Here is a 3,033-nt window from a genome sequence, read left to right on the forward strand (position 1 = left end):
GGCTCCGGGATCTCACTCGGCGAACGTGACTGCTCGCTCCAGCGGCGGCACCAGAAGCTGCTGGAGGAGGGCCCGGCCGGTCGGCTCTCCCTCGAGCAGCGCGAGGAGCTGGGCGCCCTGGCCGTGCGGGACGGGCAGCCCCGTGGTCGAGCTCTCGGCGAGGGCCGCCGACTGCACGAGCAGGTCGGGCAGTGCGCGGTCGAGGAACTCGATGTCGTGGCAGTCGGCGCGCACGTCGGGGTGGCGCAGCAGGGCGCGGTGCAGGCCGACGGTGGTGCGCAGGCCCGGGCCCTCGACCCGCAGCTCGGCCAGCGCGCGGTCCATCCGCCGGATCGCCTGGTCCCGGTCGGGAGCCCAGACGACGAGCTTGCCGAGCAGCGAGTCGTAGTGCGGGCTCACGTCGTCGCCCTGGCGGTAGCCGGTGTCGAACCGGGTCCACGGGCCGCCCGGAGGGCGCAGCACGTCGAGGTGCCCGGGTGCGGGGGCGAAACCGCGGGTGGGGTCCTCGGCGTTGATCCGGCACTCGACCGCGGCCCCGCGCGGGACGACGTCCTCCTGGCGCAGCTGCAGCCGGCGGCCGCTGGCGGCCAACAGCTGCTCGCGGACCAGGTCGACCCCGGTGAGCATCTCGGTGACCGGGTGCTCGACCTGGATCCGCGCGTTCATCTCCATGAAGTACGCGCCGGCCTCGTCGACGAGGAACTCCACGGTGCCGGCCCCGGTGAACCCGACCGAGAGCGCCCCCTGCACGGCCAGGGCGCCCAGCTCCTCGCGCTGCTCGAGGGAGAGCCGACCGGCCGGGCCCTCCTCCAGCAGCTTCTGGTGCCGCCGCTGGAGCGAGCAGTCACGTTCGCCGAGTGAGATCCCGGAGCCGTGGGCGTCGCAGAGGACCTGGACCTCCACGTGCCGGGCCCGGGTCAGGTAGCGCTCCACGTAGACCGTCGGGTCGCGGAAGACCGCCCGGGCGACCGCCCGCGTGCTGGTGAAGGCCTCGGTGAAGTCCGCGGGGGAGGTCACCACCGTCATCCCGCGGCCACCCCCGCCCGCGACGGCCTTGATGATCACCGGGTAGCCGATCGCGTCGGCGATGGCGCGGCCCTCGTCCGCCGTCCGGACCGGTTCGACGACCCCGGGCAGCAGCGGCAGCCCGGCGTCGGCCATCAGCCGCCGCGCCGTCGCCTTGTTGCCCATCTGCTGCATGACCTCCGGCGGCGGGCCGACGAAGGTGAGGCCCTCCTTGTCGCAGATCTCGGCGAAGTCGGGGTCCTCGGAGAGGAAGCCGTACCCGGGGTGCACGGCGTCCGCGCCGGTGCGCAGCGCCGCCTCGATGAGGTTGGGCACGTGCAGGTAGCTGTGCCGTGGTGCCGCCGGGCCGATGTGGACGCTCTCGTCGGCCATCTCCACCACCGCGGAGTCCCGGTCGGGGGTGGAGCAGGCGGCGACCACCTCGATGCCGAGCTCCCGGCACGCCCGCGCGATGCGGACGGCGATCTCACCGCGGTTGGCGATGAGCAGCCGGCTGATCACCGCGGGCCCCCGTCGCAGCGCAGGTACATCAGCACCTGGCCGTACTCCACGGACTCGGCGTCCCCGACGACGACCTCGGCGACCACGCCCGCCTCGTCGGCGACGATCGGGTTCATCAGCTTCATCGCCTCGACGATCCCGAGCGTCTGACCGGCCTCCACCTCGTCACCGACCCGGACGAAGGGCCCGGCCTCCGGGGCCGGCGCCGCGTAGAACGTGCCGACCAGGGGGGCGTGGACGGCGGTGAGGTCCGCCGGCACCTCGGCGTCGGAGGCAGGGTCCGCGGCGAGCGTGAGACCGCGCGGCCCGGGGACGCCGGCGCCGTCGGCGGGCGGACGGTCCTCGGTGGCCCACTCGATCTCGATCGAGCTGTCCCCGTTGCGCACGGTGAGCCGGCGCAGGTCCCCGGGGAGGGCCCGGGCCAGCTGCAGCACGTCCTCCCGCAGCGAGCGCACCTCGTCGTCCTCGCCGGCGGGCGGGCCGGTCACCTCGGCTCGCTGGGCGAGCTCCCCGGGGCGCACGTCACCGCTCCACCGGCAGGACGGGCTGGAGCGCCCGCACCGGCCGTCCGTCGTCCACGTCGATGCGGGAGAACCGCCGCGACCGGGCCGCCAGCAGGGCATCGACGTCCTGCCCGGCGAGTTCGTCCAGCTCCCGGCGGACCGCGGCGCGGAGCAGCCGCGCCGCCTCGGCCGGGTCGGTGTGCGCACCGCCCGGGGGCTCGGCGACCACGGAGGTGGCGATGCCCGACCGGTACAGGTGGGCCGCACCCAGGCGCATGGCCCGGGCGGCGGTCGGCGCCGCGGTGGACGTCCGCCACAGGATGGCCGCGCAGCCCTCGGGGCTGATCACCGACAGGTAGGCGTTCTCCAGCACCAGCAGCCGGTCGGAGGTGCACAGGGCCAGCGCGCCGCCGCTGCCGCCCTCCCCGGTCACCACGGAGACGACCGGGACGCGGAGCCGGCTGCTGCGCATGATGATCTCGGCGATCGCGTGGGACTGCCCGTGCTCCTCCGCCTCCGGTCCCGGGTGGGCGCCGGGGGTGTCGACGAGCGTGACGACGGGCAGCCCGTGCACCTCCGCGTGCCCGAGCAGCCGCATCGCCTTGCGGTAGCCCTCCGGATGGGGCATCCCGAACTCGTGCGCCACCCGCTCGCGGACCGAGTGCCCCTTCTCGTGCCCGAGGACGACGACGCTGTGGCCGCCGATCGAGGCCACGCCCCCGATCAGGGCGGGGTCGTCACCGAAGGCCCGGTCGCCGTGCAGCTCGACGAAGTCGTCGAAGGCGGTGTGCAGGTAGTCCAGCGTTGTCGGCCGCTCGACCACCCGGGCCCGCTGGACCACGTCCCACGGGTCGCTGTCCGGTGGGGGCGTCACGTCGGGGGCGTGTCCGCCTCGTTCGCCACCCTGGCCTCGGTCCTCGTCGGCGAGCGCGGCGCGCACGTGGGCTTCGCCGGCCCCCGCGTCGTGCAGGAGACGATCCGGGCCGAGCTCCCGAGCGACTTC

At 75.1% G+C, this 3,033-nt stretch carries 2 protein-coding genes and 1 pseudogene; all 3 read right to left on the reverse strand.

All coding sequences use genetic code 11. The features are described from left to right. Positions 1 to 210: 210 nt before the first annotated feature. Positions 211 to 1,527: pseudogene (locus G5C62_RS26370) on the reverse strand (biotin carboxylase N-terminal domain-containing protein); the annotation flags it as partial. Continuing rightward, on the reverse strand, positions 1,524 to 2,048 hold the full coding sequence (locus tag G5C62_RS26375; protein ID WP_241176156.1) for a biotin/lipoyl-containing protein: 525 nt from the start codon (positions 2,046 to 2,048) through the stop codon (positions 1,524 to 1,526). The gene G5C62_RS26375 and the pseudogene G5C62_RS26370, both read right to left, overlap by 4 nt. A 1-nt stretch (position 2,049) precedes the next feature. Continuing rightward, positions 2,050 to 2,904 (reverse strand): carboxyltransferase subunit alpha, encoded by an 855-nt coding sequence (gene accA, locus G5C62_RS26380; protein ID WP_241176157.1) that lies wholly within the window; start codon positions 2,902 to 2,904, stop codon positions 2,050 to 2,052. Between the last annotated feature and the right edge of the window lie 129 nt (positions 2,905 to 3,033).

Source organism: Modestobacter sp. KNN46-3 (genome assembly GCF_011039295.1).